Here is an 18,691-nt window from a genome sequence, read left to right as displayed (position 1 = left end):
CTCTTTTAAAGTGGTCTACCGTCATTTGTCGATTGAACACCTCGTAGCTTCAATGCGTGGTAGTTGCCAGTGGCAATTTTTAGTGGGCGGTCTTTCGGGTCTATAACAGTATTGTCTTGACCACGTAGATGAGCCAGTTCTCTCAGCTTCGATTGTGTCAAACGGAGAAAGTGAAGTTTCCAACTGGCGGGAGGGGTTTGCCAGTTGAATGCTGCAAGTGCCTTTGAACATGCGTCATGCAGATCGATATCCCCAAAGCTCTCGATAATACCCATTATTTCATTGGTTTCGGAGCGAACCAAATGGCCGAACTCTGGACGTGGATACATGACATTGTGCTGTTCGCGACAAAGTTGCTCCAGAAAGAAAAAGCCCACAAAGTAAGCTAGAGAGGTCGGATAAACTTGCATTTTATCCTTGTCAACCTCATCTTCAAGTGCGGAACCGATCTCCGCAATCGAGATTTCCGTCGTTCGTGCCGCTTCGCGAATCAGGCGTATCAATCCTAATGACTGATGATAAAATGCGATTCCCGCTGGGGCTTGCTTCAGCAGCTTGTGAAACTCTTCCTTTCGCTCATTCAGCGTGAAACTGACGATAGGTGTGCTTACAAATAAAGCAGGTAGATCTTTAAAGGCGCCGAACAGTGTAAAGGTATGAGAGTAGACAGTAGCAAACTTATTCAGGTCGTGCAGTCTATGATAATCAACGACTGGCGCTGTCTTTCCTAACAAGCAGGGGAAGGTCGTCGTAGAGGTGACGAATCCAAAGTCATAAAAAAGGTCCCTGCCTCGTTCATAGTAAACAGTAGGGCTTGTCGTGTGCAGTGGCACAAAACTTTGCGCGATTTTTTCCTTGTTGATTCTTGGGTTCAGTAAGATAAAGCCTAGGTTCGAATCGGCGATGAGAGATAATACGTGTCCAACACCATCGATGGAAATTTGATCATCGTTACCCAAAAGCCAGAAATACTCGCTTTGCACATGATGGAGAGAGGTTAGGAATGCAGTTTCAGCATTTCCGCACTTTTTGTCCTGAAGTAAAAATTTAAAATTTGGATGATGGCTGTATTTTTCAACGATTTTGGATAAATCATCAGACGAGAAATCATCGACCACCAATACAGAACACATCTCTGCTGCGTTTGCTTTCTCGATTGAGGCGAATGTGCTTGCCAGCAGGCGAGCGAGTGCGTCGACCCGATTATAATTAGGTATCAAGATCGTGATTTTGTAAGCCATCACTCCTCCCCTTTTGGCGGACGGCCAGAGAGGATACGCAAAAACCCTATGGGCCCGTGATTTTTCAAGCCTACGACAGCACGACGGGCTATTCCGCTGAGCCCTCGTGTTTTCAAGGTATCAATTATCAATATTCGGGTGAAACGAACGATAGTTGGGGCCCTATCGAGAACTTTTTGAGTGATAACTCCTGTATCAAACTCATCTGCACCTGTCAGCGAGAATGACGGAGGTAGTGGTTGATCGAAAAGTACAATCCTGGGCTCTAGCGGCAGTTTGATGGTCCCTGCATACGGCTGCTCTACCGCTAGCGCTCGCCATTTGAGGCCGAGTTTCGCAATCTGCGATGGTATATCATGCAGGTAGCTATTGATGTGTTCGGCAAATTGGCCGATTGTTGCCTTGGCTTGCTCCAGGCCGCCCTCATCATCTGACATACACCATCCAGACTTCCCTGTTTCATTGGCGCCTAATGGTGGGCCGGCAAAGTGCTTGTTACGCACGAACACTGTTGGACAGCCGCACAATATCGCCTCGATTGCGAGGGCGGTATCCTCGTAGCAATAGAAAACCTCGGTACGCCAGAACAGATCGCGCACTTCCTCGGTGGTCATCTTGTCGCTGCGCAAGATCTCGATGGAGTCAGCAGGGACGTTCTCGGGCGTCTCACCATGGATCCCTTTAAGTTTGCCTGCATAAAAGCAGCTTCCTGATCTCTTTTCAGCGCGATCCGGAGCGCGCCAAAATTCCAAGTCAACCGTAGGGACAAACAAGATGTCTTCGATACGTGCGTGATCTGGATACTCGGTCGCACAAAAATCCGCCAGCGTCTTTGCGTAAGCAACGCCAAAGTCAGCGGCTTCGGTGTATTTTGTGTTCAGCTTGCCAGGGTAGTTCAGAATGTAGCGGCCAAAAAATTTGGCGCGGAGTGGATTGTCAAAAACTTCGGGGTAAACAACAATGGGCGTCAACTTGCGGCGGTCGTAATGCTCGATAATATCCAGGGTCAACGGTGGGACAATCATCCCGCCCGGATACTCGGTCTGACCTTGCAGCGTCACGTAGGCCGGCAAACTTCTTATCGGCACTTGCGCGGCAGGGTACTGAACAATATAGGCAGATTCGCCTGCCAAATTGAGGTAGTGGCAAAGTAGATGAAGTGAGGTTACGCCAGCGGATACTTTAGTGTAAGGTGGAGTGACAATGTAAAAAGGGTTTTTCTCGACAGGGATAATTGATTTCATGGGTGACGTAAATAATCCATCGCTATATCACTACACATGTTTCCGGGATGGATAACCGCTGCTGATCCACACCGACCGATTTTTGTGGCGGACTATCGATGTTGATTCGGTTTCGTCTAGTCCGCCAGGTCGCACCACTTTACCCGAAAAATCCGAACGTGGGGAACCTAGGATTGCATCTTTCATATCTTTGTCCTCATCAGATCTCATTTTAGGGGGCCACTCTTTTTCTCCAGCTAACCGCCGGGCCTTGACTGTTTCCTGCGCTCATGTCTGCGGGTTTTGCCTACCACCCCGTTGTGCTGAGGAAATCACCGCGCTGCGGTCAAGCCGATGGGTAAGGGGATCCGTCAGGCTGATCGATTCAACTCCTTCTAGCCAGCCTGCCATTTGGGATATGACGACGATGGCTCACTCTGTGACTGGGCCCCCGCTGTCATTCTGATTTACGAGCCGCAGCAGCACGAGCCATGAAGTAGACAGGTGGCCGGAACAGGACAGTGAGGTTTTTTTGTGACTGGAGCCTTGGAGGCATGGGTAAAATTATCTTAATCTGTTGGTTTCATCCGCTTTTTTACAAGTATTGTAAATGTACTCGACAGCGAATATTATTGCTGCCAACTTTTGACGAGGCTTGGCGCTAGTCTGCGCTAATGTAATCGTATAAGAAAGTCCATCGACAGGATAGTCAGGGAGCCTACATGAGAGAATTGTTGAGCGTTGGAACGCCGTCAGAGGCTCATCGAAGGCATCCGGTGGTATTTCGTATGCCGGTATTATTTATGCTGGTGTTGATGTTCGTAGTGCCTAAGTTGCTGGGTTATTCGCAACTTGTTCAGATGACGCCTGTACAGAAATGGATATATATAGTTGTAAGTGATATTGTGCCCGGTATATTGGTGTTTCTATGGGTTCGGAGAAACTGTAGCCGGCGAGACTCGTCAAGAACTGATTCTCTTTATCCCGGTATGGACCCTTTGCTGACTATAAGATTTTGCGCATGTCTTATGGTATTGTTTGGTCATTTCTTCTTTGTGATTTTTGCCCCGCCGGTTCAGCTCACAAGCTCGGGCATTATTTATCGTCTGGCTATGTCTTCGCCTTGGGCAGGGGTGTGGATTTTTTTTACATTGTCAGGATACCTGATGGGCAAAGGCTTTTTTTCAGGGCGGTATATAACTGACCAAAATGGCATAGCTAAATTTTACTTTAATAGGGCGATACGCATTTACCCGATCTATATTTTTGCATTGGGGGCTCAGTGGGTTTTTCTCTCGCCAGAAATTTTCAGGCCTGAAAATCTTTGGGGTTTATTCCAGTCTGCAATGCTTGACGACAATCGCTGGATAGCGGTTGGCGCGTTGTGGTCGGTCACTACTGAGTTCCAATTCTATTTGCTGGCTCCTTTCATAGCTATGGCGATAGATGCGTTGGCTGCGAAGAGGGGGGTGGGCGTTTGGTCTATCCTCATTGTTGTCATGCTCGGGTTGTCCATATCGATAGGTTTGGCCAATATTCATGACTGGGATATGAATGTGCTTGTTCATGGCGTCTATTCGCCGTTGGGTCCTAATCTGTATATGTTTGTCAGTGGGATGGTATTGGCGAAAATGATCGCTCAGAAAAAAACTCATGTTGGCCACCGATGGGCATTCCTTGGTATTCCGTTTTTTATCACGGTCGTGTTGGTGTTGACCCTTTGGATTTCATACACCGGCTATGGGAAACCATTATTGGCCTTAGGTAAATACTGGGTTTACGCACCGCCGCTCGCTGTCTTGGGGACGCTGGCAACGATATGGATATTCGAGACCGGAGAAAAAATAGAACGGGGTTTCACTTTCTACGTTGTACGTTCGACACAGTATGGCGGTACCATCACTTATTGCTTGTATGCCTTCCATTCTCAGCTGATGGAACAGGTCAGGAAGATAGCACCTGCGACACTTGCACCCCATTCAGAGCTATTTTATCTGCCGTTGGTTATCGCGCTGGTCTGGGCTGTTAGCCACTTCTTTTATAAAATGGTCGAAGTCCCGCTTTCTGCAAACCGCCGATAATAGCGGGCTCAGTACTTACGTGGCCGAATCTACAGGGTGGTGGGGGCTGGATTTATCAGCCCGATCTGGCCCGGCAGATTCAATCCACCACCTCAATCCCCATCACCAACAACCCCGCCCCCAAACACTTCCCATGCGCATCCAGGGCCAACGCCCTGGTCACGCCACCGCGCAAAATCCCCGGCAGCACAAAATTCAGCGCCCCCAACCCCGGCAGCTCATACCGCGTCACCACCGCTCCCGCCGGCAGCAATTCAGCAAAAAACGCCTGAACCCGCTCCACCGTCACCTCCGCGCGCAACACCGCATAATCCTCCTGCCGATAAGCAATCACTGAAATATTCGAGGTATCGCCCTTGTCCCCCGTGCGCGAGTGCGCCAATGTCCTGAGCATTACGGTAGCCATCACACATCCTCCAGATGAACACGCGCCGCCACCCGGCCGCGATCAACCAGCAGCGACGCCACTGCCACCACCTGCCGTACGCTCTTGGTCGCGCCACCACCACCCGCCGGGCCGTTGGTGTAGAGCGTTTCCACTTCATTGCCAATCTTCACGGCGGTGGCTTTGTCCGTACACCGTGCCGAGACGCGCAGCCGTACTTCCCAAGGCTCGACACCCGCGCGATTGCCGATAACTGCTCCATGCAGGGAGTCGACGCCCATCAAGTCGGCCCGTACCTCCTCGCACTCCACGGCCACCAGCCGCAGCCGTTCCAGCACCACGGCGCGGGCGAGCTCGGCGCGGGCGAGGGCGCCTGGCCCGCCGTAGGAGATTTGCCCTTCGCCGATCCAACCATCCAGGTAGCCCACCGATACCTTCAGTTGCGGCGGCCGCAAACGTCCGGTCGCACCACTGACGGCCACCCGGTCCGGCCCCACCTGCGCGAAGCGCACATCACTGAAGTCCGCCGTTACGTCCGGGGTCAAATACGCCGCTGGGTCGTGCACCTCATACAGCAACTGTTCGCTGCAAGTCGCGGGGGTGACGCAACCGCCGCTGCCCTCGACCTTGGTAATCAACACACTGCCATCGCTGCCCACCTCGGCAAGCGGAAAGCCCAGGCGCGCAAGGCCCTCGACATCCTTGAGCCCAGGGTCGGCGAAATAGCCGCCAGTGATCTGTCCGGCGCACTCGAGCAGATGTCCCACCAGGGTCGCGCGCCCCAGCAACGGCCAGTCGTCCAGCGCCCAGCCAAATTCGAATACCTGCGGCGCGACGAACAACGAGGGGTCGGCCACACGACCGGTGATGATCACATCGGCGTCGGCCTGCAGCGCTTCGACCATCCCTTCGACGCCCATGTAAGCATTGGCGGAGATGACTCGATCGCCCATCTGCTCCAGAGTCACCTGATTATCCAGGCGCGACCCCGTTGCCAGTAAAGCGAGCACATCATCGCCCGTGACCGCAGCGATCTTGAGATGCTCACCGCCCAGTTCCCACGCAATGCGCCGCACCAGCCGCGCCGCCGCCACCGGGTTGGCCGCGCCCATGTTGGTGATGACCCGCAAACGCCGTTTACCGCGAGCGCTCAGTACATAGGGCAGGATTCGCCGCATGCGTTCTTCCAGCAACGGGTCGAAGCCCGACTCGGGGTCGGCCAGGCGTGCCTGTTGCGCCAGGGCGATGGTGCGCTCGGCCAGACACTCGAATACCAGGTAATCCAGCTCGCCCTTGGCGGCCAGCTCCACAGCTGGCTCGATGCGGTCGCCGGAATAGCCGGCGCCGGAGCCGATGCGTAACACTTTCATTCAAAACACTCCCAGCAGCAGGGCGGTGAAGGTCATCAACACCGAGGCGGCGAACAGAAAGGGGATGGTGAAGCGCTGGTGGTCGGCCAGTTCGACTTTGCACAGGCCCACCAACAGGAAGGTCGCCGGGGTCAGCGGGCTGACCGGGAAGCCTGTGGTGTGCACGCCCAGCAGTGAGGCCTGGGCGACCTGCAACGGGTCGACGCCCAGCGAGCGGCCGACTTCGGCGATCACCGGCATGACCCCGAAGTAGTAGGAGTCTGGGTCGAACAGCAGGCTCAGCGGCATGGACAAAAAGCCGACCACAGCCGGGATGAGCTTGCCATGGCCAGCAGGGATGCCCGCGACCGCGACTTCGGCCATGGCCTTGAGCATGCCAGAGCCTTGCATGATGCCGGTGAACACCCCGGCAGCAAGGAGGATGCTGGCCATGGTCAAGGCGGTTTTTGCATGGGCGTCGATACGGGCGCGCTGGGCGTCGACGTTGGGGTAGTTGAGGCACAGCGCGACCACGGTGCCGAGCATGAACATCACCACGGGGTCGACCCAGCCGGCGATCATTACCGCCATCACCACCACGGTCAGCAACAGGTTCGGCAAGAACAGCCGCGGCCGACGCAGGGCTTCGTCATCGACGCCGAGCACGCGTTTGGGCGTCGACTCACTGCCCAGACTGCCAGCGCCCAGGCCCAGGCGGCGTTCTTCGCGCAGGCCCAGGCCCCAAGCGCAGGCAAACACGAATGCCAGGCCCACCAGTTGCACGATGATCAGCGGCTGAAACAACTGGCTGACAGGCACATGCAAGGCGGCGGATGAGCGCAGCACCGGGCCGGTCCACGGCAGAAAGTTGACCCCGGCGGCCATCGCAGCCACGCAGGCGAGGATCCGCCGATCCATGCCCAGGCGGGTGTACAGCGGCAGCATGGCTGGCACGGTGACCAGGAAGGTCACCGCGCCCGAACCGTCCAGATGCACCAGCAAGGCCAGCAGTGCGGTGCCGAAAACGATGCGCGTGGGGCGGGTGCCGACGGTGCGCAGGATGCGGTCGATGATCGGGTCGAGCATGCCGGCGTCGGTCATCACGCCGAAATAGAGGATGGCGAAGACGAACATGCCCACCACCGGGGCGACGTTCTTGATGCCTGCGATGATGAAGGTGCTGGTCTGCAGCCCGAATCCGCCAATCAAGGCGGCGACGATGGGCAAGGCGATCAGGGCGACGAGAGGAGAAAGGCGTTTGCTCATGACACTTACGAGCAGGCACAGAATGGTGATGACACCGAGTATTGCGAGCATAGCGGCTCTCCGCGTAGCCACGCCGGCATGGGCGTAGCGAGTTTTGTTGTTGTTTGGTGAGTATCGAAAGATGCGGCGCTCGGTGTAAATTGAAATATACCTGTGGTCACGTTCGGTAAAACAGAATGAAGAACGCCCTTCAGCACATCCGTGCCTTTATCGCCGTGGCCCATGCTGGCAACTTTGCCAAGGCCGCCACCCAGCTGCACCTGTCGCCTTCGGCCCTGACCGTGCAGGTGCAGCAGTTGGAAACCTGGTTGGGCATCACTTTGCTCGATCGTGGCCCGCGGCACTTGGCGCTGACGCCCGCCGGGCGACAGAATCTGGCCCCCATGGAAAAACTGCTGATGGACCTCGACAATATTGTCGAGCAAAGCCACGACCTGGCAGGCTTGCGCCGTGGAGTGGTGGAACTGGCCGCGTTACCGTCGTTGTGTTCGGGGGTGTTGCCCAGGGTGATGGGTGAGTTTCAGCAGCAGTATCCAGGTGTGGAAATACGCCTGCGTGATGTGGTGGCGCACCGTATCGACGACTTGGTGCGCAACGGTGACGTGGAGTTCGGCCTTGGAGGGCGGGGCAAGGGTGGCGGTCTGGACTTTCGATTCTTGCTCATGGACCGGTTGTGCGTGTGTGTTCGCGATGATCACCCATTGGCGCGCAGGCAGCCGCTGACGCTGGCCGATCTGAGCGGCCAGCCGATGATCCTGACCGGCCGCGACAGCAGCGTGCGTGAGCAGGTCGAACGCGTATTCGCCGACCACGGCTTGCGGCTGATCGCCCGTGCCGAGGCCAATTACATGTCTACGGTGCTGGCCTTGGTGCAGCAGGGGCAGGGCATCAGTCTGCTGCCGGAATCGGCGGCGCAAGGGCAGGTCGGGGTGTCGTGCCGGGTGATCGACGGGCCGCACATGAACCGCGAGATTGGCCTGATCACTCGCGCGGAGCAGGGCCTGAGCCCGGCGGCATCAGCCTTCGTAAAACACTTCGAGGGGCGGGTGCAATGAGCCCGCTGCATGAGCGCGTACACTACTGCAAACGTCCTGTTCCTGAGGTGAACGAGCAATGCCCATGATCCATAAACTAGCTGACGTCGCCAGTGCTTCCATCGGTGCCGGGACCCGCGTGTGGCAGTTCGCGGTCATTCTCGAGGGGGCCGTCATCGGCGAAAACTGCAACCTCTGCGCGCATACTTACGTAGAGAACGATGTGGTGATCGGTCACAACGTTACCCTCAAAAGTGGCGTCTACCTGTGGGCGGGGACACGTCTTGAAGACAATGTGTTCATCGGTCCGAACGCGACCTTCACCAACGATAGAATGCCGCGGTCGAAGGTGTACCCCGATGCTTTCGAAGGCATTACCGTGCGGACGGGGGCAAGCATCGGCGCCAATGCTACGTTGCTGCCAGGCATCACTGTCGGCCAGGGCGCGATGGTGGGCGCGGGGGCCGTGGTCACGCGGGATGTCCCAGACTACGCCGTCGTAGTCGGTAACCCGGCTAAAGTCACCCGGTATCTGAAGTAGGCTCAGTCAGCGATCCATGCCTGGCGCCAATCGACCGTTTAACTGCGCGTCGGTGGCGCGACCTGCCTGTTCAGAGCTGCTAGCATGATTAGCAATGAAGTCAGGATGCTGAATAGTTTTCTTCAGCCGCTAAGGAGTTTTATGAGCAGGGCTGGCCAACGATCATCCAATGCCAAGTATTTGTGCCCTACCAAAAAAATGGCCTTTCTGCTGCATGAGCCAATGATGCTCAATCATTATGAAAGTGTCTGGCAGGCCTTGGGCAAGTCGCAGTTTTCCATCGTCCTGACGCAATATTTTTATCTGGATCAGAACGGCCAACAGAAAGAAGGCATCCCTGCATTTTTCAAGCATGTCCAAGCGCGAGGCTATCAGGTGCTTGATATAGAGCAGGTGATAGACAGCGGCATCAGGTTCGACTATTCCGTCAGTAATCATCCTATCTCGGGCGGTAGCAAGACTCGCAAACCCGAACAAAGACACGATCGCTACAAAAAGCTGTGGAATCGAATCCTCATCGCGCTGGGGCGTCGAGCCCGGTGGCATTACGGGGTGGATATCGACACGCTGCTACCCCTGCAAGTGGGCAGAAAGCAGATCCGCTACATGTACGGGGCCGATCTCAGCGACGCCTGGAGTTTGATGGACTGGAACGAGATCTACGATATCTTCCTGTGCCATGGCGTGAATGACGAGCGGATCATAAAGGAGCGGTTTGCAGGCGAGGTATTCGTCATGGGCTATCCGCGTTATGACGAGTATTTCGAGGCAGATCTTGATGTGGCCAGCATCAGCAAGGAGTTTGACCTGACTCCAGGCAAAAAGACCTTGTTGTGGATGCCGACATTGGGAGGCGAAAGCTCTTCCATCCCGGTGTATGCGCATGCGATCGCGCGATTGCACGACCAGGTCAATATCATCGTCAGGCCTCACCCGCTCTCGTTCGTGCAGGAGCGGGAATACATTGCGGCACTGGAAGCCTGCGATTTTAAAATCGATCGTACCTCTACCCGTAATATGAATCAGCTGTATGGCGCTGCGGATCTGGTGCTGGCTGACTACGGCGGCACACCGTTCTCTGCGGTGTTCCTGGGCAAGAATACGGTGCTGCTGGATGTGCCAGGAGGAGACGAGTCGCCGATGAATGTTGGCTCTTCGGTGCTCGAACTGAAAAAATCGCTGCCGGTGTATACGCCCGATACTGTCGAGCAGTTGCCCGAGGCGCTGTCTTCGCCAGCATTCATGCAACGTAATGACGCTGCAATCGAACACCTCTTTCAACAGTACTTTGGCTCGCCCCGAGGTCGTAACGCCGCCCGGGTTGCCAAGTATCTTGAATCACTTTAAACCGCTGCTTTTTGAACGGGCCTGAAAAATGAGTAGTGAGCTGATGCAAACCGGCGGACTGATCTGGATCACTGGCTACTCCGGTGCTGGCAAGACGACGGTTGCGCAAATCGTCAGTCAGGCGCTCAGAGAGGAGGGGCTGCCTGTGTTGTTGCTGGATGGCGACGACCTGCGCAGCATCCTCGGTGAAAAATTCGGCCATGAGCTGGACGAGCGTAAACGCTTGGCCTATGTCTATTCGAGGCTGTGCAAGCGCGTTAGCGAGAACGGCATTACCGTGGTCATCGCGACCGTCGCGATGTTCGAGTCGGTGCGTGTCAAAAACCGTTTATCCAATGATCTCTACGTCGAAGCCTACCTCGACGTGCCACTGGATATCAGGGCCGAGCGCGACCCCAAAGGCATCTACCGTGCCCAGGCCAAGCAGAACATATCGCCCACGCCCGCTGGATTCGAAGAGCCCGAAAACCCCGATCTCATCCTCAAGAATTATGGTGACACGACCCCGCAAATGGCGGCGGGAGAAATCGTTCGGCATTTTCGGCAGGCGGTGCAGCTTCGCCAGCGCAAGCAAATACCCGTGCCGGCCGTTTATCAGGACAGGGCCAGGTATTGGGATGCCTACTATCAAAAGCGCGGCGCACCGATCCCGCCGTCTTCGTTCGCGATTTTTTGTGCTGAAAACTTTTTCAGTAACGATTGCCACTTGTTGGAATTCGGCTGCGGGAACGGTCGGGATGCCTTTTATTTCTCGAAAAAATTCCAGGTCACTGCCATTGATCAGTCTGCCGTCGCGATCAACATCAACAGGCAGCGGGCGAAAGACGAACAGATCCTAAATATTGATTTCGTCGAAGGAGATTTTGCGGGCGATGTAAGCGGACTGCCGACAGTGGTCGATGCGGTGTATGGGCGATTCGTCATGCATGCTATGTCGCTCGACGACGAGGGCAACGTGCTGGGTCATGCCTACAAAATATTGAAAGCCGGGGGCAAGCTCTATCTGGAGTTCCGTACCGACAAGGACGCCCTGATGCAAGAAGGGATCGAGGTCGGTGAGAATGAGCGGGTGACCGACCACTACCGGCGCTTTATCAATGTTGCCGATTTTTGCAAACGGCTCGTAGCGATCGGGTTCACGGTTGACTACTGCATCGAGCGTGATGGACTGGCCAAGCACGGTGACGATGATCCGATCGTCGCACGAGTGATCGCTCGCAAGTAGCGTCTATCACGCGACGCATTTTTTCGGCGGTTCCGGCGCGGCGCCTTCCCTGCGGGGGAGGTGCTGGTATCGCGTCAGCCAGGTGCATCCATGTTGCCGATCAACGCCTTTATCCGCCCCGCATCCGCCGCCGACACCGGGTTATAAACAATCATCCCCAAATCCGGCCGCCCATCCACGGCAAACCCCGAATACTCCAACTCGATCAACCCCAGCACCGGGTGATGCAGCTTCTTGGTCCCTTCACCGTGCACACGCACATCGTTATCTCGCCACAACCGGGCGAAGTGGTCGCTGGCGGCGCACAGTTCATCCACCAGCTTGTTCACTTGCAAGGTTGCCCCGGCCCGCGCCGCATCGGCCCTGAACGCCGCCACCACGAAGCGCGCGATGTCGTCCCAGTCGTCCTGCTTGGCGCGCATACGCGGGTTACAGAACATCAGCCGCAAGATGTTGCGCTGCGCCACCGGCAGCTGCCCGTAGTCGGTAAAGACCACGGTCGCGGCGCGGTTCCACGCCAGGACGTCCCAAGTGGCCGTCTTGATGATCACCGGGCTGGACTCGAAGCTGTCGAGCAGGCGTTGCAAGCGCGGCGTCACGCCGTCCGGGGCTTTGTAGACGACTTCGGGTAGATGGCCGAAGGCGAGCATGAACAGATGCTCGCGCTCCGGTTCGGTCATCAGCAAGCCTTGGGCGATGCGATTGAGCACCTGCGCGGAGGGCGCGCCGCCGCGGCCCTGTTCCAGCCAGGTGTACCAGGTGGCGCTGATATTGGCGCGCTGGGCGACTTCTTCACGGCGCAGGCCGGGCGTGCGCCGGCGCGTTGCAGGCAGGCCGAAGGCGGCCGGGTCGAGGCGGCTGCGGCAATCTTTGAGGTAGACCCCAAGGGGGTTCGCGAGCTGATCCGGCATGTTGATCCTGTTAGTGCGTATACCCTGATAACGTCCCTACTTTTACAGGATAGAGACTAAGCGCAGGCTGCTGCCATATCAACGACAGGGGACAGGATCATGCGTGTATTTCTTACGGGTGCTACAGGTTTTATCGGTTCCCGGGTGGCGGCCGAGTTGATCGACGCCGGCCACCGAGTGCTGGGCCTGACTCGCTCGGATGCGGGCGCGCAGGCGCTCAAGGCGCTGGGGGCCGAGGTGCTGTATGGCGATATCGAGGACCTGCCGGGCCTGCAACGGGGGGCGGCGGCTTGTGAGGCGGTGATCCATACGGCGTTCGATCATGACTTCACCCACTTCGCCGACAACTGCCAGAAGGACTACCGCGCGATCATCGCCCTGGGCGCGGCGCTGGAGGGTTCCGAGCGGCCGTTGATCATCACTACTGGCGCTGCTGCGGGTTCGCCAGGTCCCGGACAGGCGGCGATCGAAGACCACTTCGACCCCGAGCACCCCAATCCGCGCGTGGCCTCGGAGCTGGCCGGGCGCGAGTTGTCACAGCGTGGCGTTGACGTCAGGGTGATACGGTTGACGCAGATTCACGACACTCTGAAGCAGGGGCTGGTGAGTTATCTCATCGCCCACGCCCAGCGCACCGGCCGCTGCGCTTATGTCGGCGAGGGCCTGAACAGCTGGTCGGCGGCCCATGCCGCAGACACCGCACGCTTGTATCGCCTGGTGCTGGAGAAGGGCACGGCGGGCATGCGCTATCACGCTTCGGCCGAGGTCGACGTGAGTTTCAAAAGCATCGCCCAGACCGTGGCACAGCGCCTGGACGTGCCGTTGGTGGCGTTATCCGCAGAAGAAGCCGTTGGGCATTTTGGCTGGTTGGCGACGTTCGTGGACAAGGACTTGAAGGCCACGAGCGCCAAGACCCGCGCCGAGTTGGGCTGGGACCCGACAGGGGCGGGGCTGCTGGAGGATTTGCAACGCGCGCAGCTATAGCGAAGGGGCTTGGCGCCGATTCGGTGTGTCAGCCACGGATGGTGTTCTGACACGACGCTGTCGGGGAAAATCCCTCTCGCTACAGGGATTTCAGCGAGGGGTGCTGCGCAGTGAGGAGGGGCCGCCAGCGACCGGGATGCGCTTGCCGGTATCCACCAGTTTCTGCCCTTCGATGCTGTACAGCCCCAACTGGTGTTCGACGTTGAACTGCACGATGACGTGCTTGCTGTCGGCGCTGAAAACGACGCCCTGTGCTGCGACACCATCGGCCACTTGCGACACCTGCGTGGCCTTGCCGTTCTTGATCGCGAACAGGGTTACGAGGCCGTGGGGGCGGGCGCCGGGGTTGTCGGGGGTGAGGTTGGAGCCGTCGATCGATTGGGCCGCGATCCATTTGCCGTCGGGGGAGATTGCCACGCCTTCGGGGGTGGCCGGTACGGTGAGGTGCTGCACCGCGCGGAATGGGGCCTTGGACACGTCGATCAGGGTCACGCTGTCCACGTCCGCCGCCAAGCGCCCTTTGTAAGCCAGGCCGGCGAGGCCGACGTTGCTGACCACGGCCCAGTGGCCATCGCTGGAGGCATCGACGGTGTACGGCGCCACACCGGTGCTGACCCGGTCGCCGCTGTCGACCCATTTGCCGTCCTTGAGGTCCAGCACCGCGACGCCTTGTTCGTCACGCATGGCGGCCAGCGCGTGCTGGCCATCGTGGGTGAACACTACGCCGGCCAGGCGTTTGCTGCTGATGTTGATGGGGTCGAGCAGTGTCACCTGCTGCCCTTCGATACGCAGCGGCCGCACGCTGCCGTCCACGCAGGTCACCAGGCCCCAGGTGCCGCTACGGTCAAACGCGACGGCTTGCGGATGGCTGCCGAGTTCGATGTGGGTGACCTTGGCAGGTTTGGCGGAGAGGTCGACCACTTGCAGGAAAGTGTCCATCAACAGCTTTTTGTTCGCCTGGTCATAGCGGGTGGGCGCAGCGATCAGCGCCAGTTTGCCGTCCGGGCTGATGGCAGCGGCCTGGGGTGGGCCTTGAATACCGTTTTCGATCTCGACGGTCTGGTTGACCTTGGGTGGGAAGACGCTGGCATCCAGCACCGTAAGGGTGTCCGGGACAGGGTTGGCGGGGTAGGTGTCGAGGCCTTGAGCGCGCTGGTACTTGCCGTCGTTCGAGGAAACCACCCAGTCGGCAGCGAAGGCAGAGTGCGCCGCAAACAGGGCCAGAAGGCAGACTGAAACCGGTTTCAAGGCGAAGCGAAAAGAAGGTGTGGTCATGTGCTTTCCAGGTCCATCCAGGGTTGTCGAGAAGTGAGAGACCTCACTATATACATCGCTGGATGGCCCGAACTTAAAACATATTTCAGTGGTAATCACGTTCGCGGGGCCCTATCTGCAGCGCTTGGTTCACACTGCTGCGCAACCCTGGTGGTGCTTCAATCCAGCCGGTCGTAGAGGCGTTTGCCCATGCTGACATGGTGCTCGACGCTGTAGCCCAGTGACTCGTAAAACGGCACGATCTCGGTATTGGTATTGACCACTTGCAGGTTGATTTTCAAGCAGCCGAGGCGCACCAGCGCTGCCTCTGCGTGGTGCACCAGGGCTTCGCCGATGCCTTGGCGGCGGTGGCCTGGATCGACGCTCACCGAGTACAGCCAGCCGCGGTGGCCGTCGTAGCCGGCGAGCACCGTGCCGACCACCTTGTCGCCGGCGAGGGCGACGAAGAACAACTGATCCGCGTGGGCCAGTTTCATGTCGATGGAGCGGCTTGGCAGGCGGTGTTCGGTGGGGTGATCGAAGACGTTGTCCCACAGGGCGATGACGCTGGCCCGGTGCAGAGAATCGGAGTAGTCGACGATAGCGTCCATAGTCAGGCCTCTTGGCAAAGAGGTGGACGCTAGCGTCTGCGGGGGGTGGTTGTCCAGCCAGGAGGCGGCTGGATGCTGCTGGATGTATTCAGTGGCTGATGTGTGGGGGCATAGGGCCCTTTCGCGAGCAAGCTTTGCTCCCACAGGTGTACGACTCAAGACCGCTCGACTCTGTGGGCACAAGGGTGCGCGTTCGCGGTGAAGAGGCCCTGAAGCACATCGCAAATCAGCCCCGCCAGACAGGCCGGCCATCGCCACCCATGGCCCAGTGCGGCTCGCGAGTTTGAATACAGACCCCGCCAATCCACCGCGGCGCATCCGCGTGGTCCGGCCAGTAGGCTTCACCTGCCAGTACTTGCTGCCCCAAGCTGGTCAATTGCAGTGGCCGCAGAGGCCGGTCCAACTCTTTTCCTGTTTCGCTGATCAAGGGCCTGGCGCCATCGATCAGCGGCCGCATCATGGCGTAGAACATCATGTCGCCCAGATATGGCAGCGGTTCACGTATCTCCATCAGCGCGGCAAACACTCGCCCACAGGGCATTTCGCCGCCCTCAAGCAACGTCTGCAAGGCCAGGCGCTCGGTCAGTGACAGGCCATCGCGCACACCGGGCAGCTCTTGCAATTGTCGGCGCAGTGCGGGGGCAAGCAGCGGCAGGCTGGGGTGTTCAGCGCCGGCGATATCCGCCAGCGCCAGCGGTGAAGCCGCACAGTAGGCGGCCCAAGTGCGGCGTGCGAGCGCTAGTGCTTCGGCCGTTACGGCCCGGCGTTGCGGCCATAGCCACGCCAGCAGGTCGGGGGCCAGTTGGCCGATGCCGATAAAGCGCTGCACCCCCGGCACGGCGTTGATCTGCACCAGTTCCAGGCGGTGCTCCGGCAGGCGATCGAGACCTGCCAGGGCGCGCACCAGAAACAGCTGGTCGTAGGCATCGGCTTCGCACCACAACACTCCAGGTGTGTCGCCCAATTGCGCCAGCCGGTCGTATTCGTGGTCGGTGCGCCGTTGCACATCGGCCAGCGGCAGGTTGAATACCTGGCTGATGTACTGGCTGCGTTGCGCGCGATACGCCTCAACCGGCAGTGCTTGTACCGGGCCCATGCACAGCGGGTCGGCCATCATCTGGAAGCCGCCCTTGAAGCCGGCCAGGCGCAGGCTGTGTTCGATATCGTTGCCGCAGCGCCAGTGGCAGCTGTTGGCCTCGTCGCTGGCGGTGAAATCCGGTTGGCGGGCGGCGAAGTCGATGGCATCGACATGCGCCTTGAGCTTGGGCCAGGTGGCGAAACCATAGCCGCGAGCGATCAGCCATTGGGCATCGGTCAGGGTGGCGGGCGATCGCTTGAGCTGGGCCTGATGCTTGGGCGCCGAGCCTGCGTGAAGTTCACGCAGCAGTTCCTTGGCTTGCTTCTTGAGCTGCTCGAGGTTGAGGCGGCCGTGGTGGGGCGAAAAAATGCGCGGTACGGACATACGAACTCCTTGAATGAACCTTGTCCGCTTTAAGGTCGGGAGTCGTAGCGAGAATGAGGGTGAATCAGGTCCTGGGCACAGCCCTTTCCGCGGATGGAGGCGCAGAGCACGCCTGGTCCGGGATGATACGAGGGTGAATGAGGGAGATCAACCGTGTCGCAAGGGGCTTGCCCGGAAAGATGCCAGGTCGGCGCTAATGCATGCGACCTGATATTTTCCGCGGCAAGCCCCTCGCTACAGTGGGGCGGCGCGATCAACTGGCCTTGATCCGCTCCACCGCCACTGGCGTAAGCCGTGGGGTAAGGAAGTGAATCACCACAATCGCTACCAGATACATACTGCCGGCCACGATAAAGATCGGCTGATACGACTTGAACACTTCAAGGATGTAGCCGTTGTAAGTGGTCATCAGCATGCCGCCCATGGCACCGGCCATGCCGCCGATACCGATCACCGAAGCCACCGCCTCTTTGGGAAACAGATCGGAAGGCAAGGTCATCAGGTTCGCCGACCAGGCCTGATGCGCCGCCGCTGCCAGGCCGATGATCGCCACCACCAGCCACAGGCTGGAGACGAACTGCGCGGTCACGATCGGGGTCACGGCCAATGCACACAGCAGCATGGTGGTCTTGCGCGACACGTTGGCCGAGCGGCCCAGTTTCATCTGCTTCGACGAGCCCCAGCCACCCAACACCGAGCCGACATCGGCGAGGATATACACGGCAATCAGCGGCGGGCCGAACGATTTGAGGTCCAGGCCGTAGGTCTTGCCGAGGAAGTCCGGCAGCCAGAACAGGTACAGCCACCAGATCGGGTCGGTGAGGAACTTGCCGGCCGCATAAGCCCAGGTCTCGCGAAAGCCCAGCAGCTTGACCCAAGAGATTTTCACTGGCGGGGCGCCGGCTGAAATGACGCTGTCATCGGACTGGATATAGGCCAGTTCCGCCGGGCTGACTTTCGAGTGCTCTGCCGGGCGACGGTACATGATCACCCAGGCGATCAGCCAAAAGGAGGTGACGATACCGATGGAGATGAACGCCGCGCGCCAGCCCCAGGCCAGGGTGATGGCCGGTACCAGCAGCGGGGTAACGATCGGGCCGAAGGCCGTACCGGCGTTGAAGATCCCGGTGGCCAGCGCCCGTTCCTTTTGCGGAAACCATTCCGACACGGCCTTGAGGCTGGACGGAAAGCTGCCCGACTCACCCAGCCCGAGGGTGAAGCGTGCCAGGGCGAACTGAGTGACCGTGGTGACCAGCCCGTGACCGATGCTGGCAATGGTCCAGATAGTGAAGGCCATGGCATAGCCGATGCGCACGCCGACCTTGTCGATGATGCGGCCGAACGTCAGGAAGCCGATGGCGTAGGCGCACTGGAACCAGAAGACGATGTTGGCGTAGTCGGTTTCCGACCACTTGAGTTCAGCGGCGAGGGTGGGCTTGAGGATACCGATCATCTGGCGATCGATGTAGTTGATGCCGATGGCGATGAACAGCAGGGCGCAGATGATCCATCGGTAGCGGGTCAAGCGTGATTGCGGCACCGCTATTTGCGGCTGGAGCTGTGGAGGGACCTGTATTGTCATTATTGCGGCTTCCTTTTTATTGTTATTGACCGTGTCGAGCGCGGCATCCATTTCATCGAGAAAGCGACAGCTTGAATGGACCTGTAGGACATCCTATGACGGGGTCCTGAGGCTGTCAACGCGGCTCACGACAGGACGAAATCCACTATTTTTGGCATTTTTACCTCAACAAGTAGTGCAACCGCTCTAGCTCGC

The 18,691-nt window shown here is 58.3% G+C and carries 16 protein-coding genes; 6 read left to right on the top strand and 10 right to left on the bottom strand.

Annotated features, from left to right (window positions below):
- Positions 1–5: 5 nt before the first annotated feature.
- Both REH34_RS07045 and REH34_RS07040 read right to left on the bottom strand, forming a co-directional pair.
- Positions 6–1,241 (bottom strand): glycosyltransferase, encoded by a 1,236-nt coding sequence (locus tag REH34_RS07045; protein WP_311971210.1) that lies wholly within the window; start codon positions 1,239–1,241, stop codon positions 6–8.
- Positions 1,241–2,485: a hypothetical protein gene (locus REH34_RS07040; protein ID WP_311971209.1), complete on the bottom strand. Its 1,245-nt coding sequence runs from the start codon at positions 2,483–2,485 to the stop codon at positions 1,241–1,243. Before REH34_RS07040 ends, REH34_RS07045 begins: the two co-directional genes overlap by 1 nt.
- Positions 2,486–3,186: 701 nt before the next feature.
- Here REH34_RS07040 and REH34_RS07035 point away from each other — a divergent pair.
- Positions 3,187–4,545, top strand: coding sequence for an acyltransferase (locus REH34_RS07035; RefSeq protein WP_311971208.1), 1,359 nt, complete (start codon positions 3,187–3,189; stop codon positions 4,543–4,545).
- Between the two features lie 79 nt (positions 4,546–4,624).
- Here REH34_RS07035 and REH34_RS07030 read toward each other — a convergent pair whose 3' ends face one another.
- The 3 genes from REH34_RS07030 to REH34_RS07020 are packed head-to-tail and all read right to left on the bottom strand — an operon-like array spanning position 4,625 to position 7,596.
- Positions 4,625–4,951 (bottom strand): hypothetical protein, encoded by a 327-nt coding sequence (locus tag REH34_RS07030; protein WP_311971207.1) that lies wholly within the window; start codon positions 4,949–4,951, stop codon positions 4,625–4,627.
- Positions 4,951–6,300, bottom strand: coding sequence for an acyclic terpene utilization AtuA family protein (locus tag REH34_RS07025; protein WP_311971206.1), 1,350 nt, complete (start codon positions 6,298–6,300; stop codon positions 4,951–4,953). The genes REH34_RS07030 and REH34_RS07025 overlap by 1 nt, the downstream gene beginning before the upstream one ends.
- Positions 6,301–7,596: a citrate:proton symporter gene (locus tag REH34_RS07020; RefSeq protein WP_311971205.1), complete on the bottom strand. Its 1,296-nt coding sequence runs from the start codon at positions 7,594–7,596 to the stop codon at positions 6,301–6,303.
- A 125-nt stretch (positions 7,597–7,721) separates the two neighbouring features.
- Here REH34_RS07020 and REH34_RS07015 point away from each other — a divergent pair, with 125 nt between their 5' ends.
- The 4 genes from REH34_RS07015 (at position 7,722) to REH34_RS07000 (ending at position 11,692) form a co-directional block, all read left to right on the top strand.
- Entirely contained in the window at positions 7,722–8,600 is an 879-nt protein-coding gene (locus REH34_RS07015) for a LysR family transcriptional regulator (RefSeq protein WP_226505267.1), read from the top strand.
- A 58-nt stretch (positions 8,601–8,658) separates the two neighbouring features.
- A complete protein-coding gene (locus REH34_RS07010; RefSeq protein WP_226505268.1) occupies positions 8,659–9,120 on the top strand; it encodes an acyltransferase in 462 nt (153 codons plus the stop codon).
- A gap of 84 nt (positions 9,121–9,204) precedes the next feature.
- Positions 9,205–10,467, top strand: a complete 1,263-nt coding sequence (locus REH34_RS07005) for a CDP-glycerol glycerophosphotransferase family protein (protein WP_311971204.1) — start codon at positions 9,205–9,207, stop codon at positions 10,465–10,467.
- A gap of 28 nt (positions 10,468–10,495) precedes the next feature.
- Complete coding sequence (locus REH34_RS07000; RefSeq protein WP_311971203.1) at positions 10,496–11,692, top strand: adenylyl-sulfate kinase; 1,197 nt, start codon at positions 10,496–10,498, stop codon at positions 11,690–11,692.
- 74 nt (positions 11,693–11,766) lie between these two features.
- On the opposite strand, the gene REH34_RS06995 is transcribed toward REH34_RS07000, so the two are convergent.
- Positions 11,767–12,603, bottom strand: coding sequence for a helix-turn-helix transcriptional regulator (locus REH34_RS06995; protein WP_311971202.1), 837 nt, complete (start codon positions 12,601–12,603; stop codon positions 11,767–11,769).
- A gap of 99 nt (positions 12,604–12,702) precedes the next feature.
- On the opposite strand from REH34_RS06995, the gene REH34_RS06990 reads away from it, so the two are divergent.
- Positions 12,703–13,587 (top strand): SDR family oxidoreductase, encoded by an 885-nt coding sequence (locus REH34_RS06990; RefSeq protein WP_311971201.1) that lies wholly within the window; start codon positions 12,703–12,705, stop codon positions 13,585–13,587.
- 90 nt (positions 13,588–13,677) lie between these two features.
- Here the strand turns inward: REH34_RS06990 and REH34_RS06985 are convergent, their stop codons facing one another.
- From REH34_RS06985 to REH34_RS06970, 4 genes are all read right to left on the bottom strand, one after another.
- Entirely contained in the window at positions 13,678–14,862 is a 1,185-nt protein-coding gene (locus REH34_RS06985) for a YncE family protein (RefSeq protein ID WP_311971200.1), read from the bottom strand.
- A 158-nt stretch (positions 14,863–15,020) separates the two neighbouring features.
- Entirely contained in the window at positions 15,021–15,452 is a 432-nt protein-coding gene (locus REH34_RS06980) for a GNAT family acetyltransferase (RefSeq protein WP_311971199.1), read from the bottom strand.
- A gap of 226 nt (positions 15,453–15,678) precedes the next feature.
- The gene (locus REH34_RS06975; protein WP_311971198.1) at positions 15,679–16,914 is read right to left on the bottom strand and encodes a DUF1835 domain-containing protein; all 1,236 of its coding nucleotides are present in this window, start codon (positions 16,912–16,914) and stop codon (positions 15,679–15,681) included.
- 253 nt (positions 16,915–17,167) lie between these two features.
- Positions 17,168–18,496, bottom strand: coding sequence for an MFS transporter (locus tag REH34_RS06970; RefSeq protein ID WP_226505282.1), 1,329 nt, complete (start codon positions 18,494–18,496; stop codon positions 17,168–17,170).
- Positions 18,497–18,691: the final 195 nt, after the last annotated feature.

Source organism: Pseudomonas baltica (genome assembly GCF_031880315.1).
GTDB lineage: Bacteria > Pseudomonadota > Gammaproteobacteria > Pseudomonadales > Pseudomonadaceae > Aquipseudomonas.
Note: the sequence above shows the minus strand (reverse complement) of the source record. Positions and strands in the feature narration are given on the sequence as shown.